The sequence below is a fragment of the Dyella sp. ASV21 genome (assembly GCF_016428975.1).
Taxonomy (GTDB): domain Bacteria; phylum Pseudomonadota; class Gammaproteobacteria; order Xanthomonadales; family Rhodanobacteraceae; genus Dyella.
In genome coordinates this window covers 1-315 of sequence record NZ_JAELTT010000313.1, presented here as the reverse complement: position 1 = coordinate 315, position 315 = coordinate 1, and the positions used below count along the sequence as shown (strand labels likewise).

Below are 315 nucleotides of genomic sequence, written 5' to 3'. Positions count from 1 at the left end.
CCCCCCCCCCCCCCCCCCCCCCCCCCCCCCCCCCCCCCCCCCCCCCCCCCCCCCCCCCCCCCCCCCCCCCCCCCCCCCCCCCCCCCCCCCCCCCCCCCCCCCCCCCCCCCCCCCCCCCCCTTTTACAACCACAACCCGCAAACCGAGATTCGGTCACGGGTCTCGTGGGCTCGGAGATGTGTATAAGAGACAGGAATACCTGCGGCAATCACCGAATGGGCTCGGCAATACGGCATCAAACTCGACTATATCCAACCAGGCAAGCCCCAGCAGAATGCCTATGTTGAGCGCTTTAACCGGACCGTGCGATACGAA

1 pseudogene is annotated in these 315 nt (G+C 70.8%); it reads left to right on the top strand.

Annotated features, from left to right (window positions below):
- Window positions 1-210 precede the first annotated feature (210 nt).
- Window positions 211-315 (top strand): annotated as a pseudogene (locus tag JHD67_RS21770) (integrase core domain-containing protein); the annotation flags it as partial.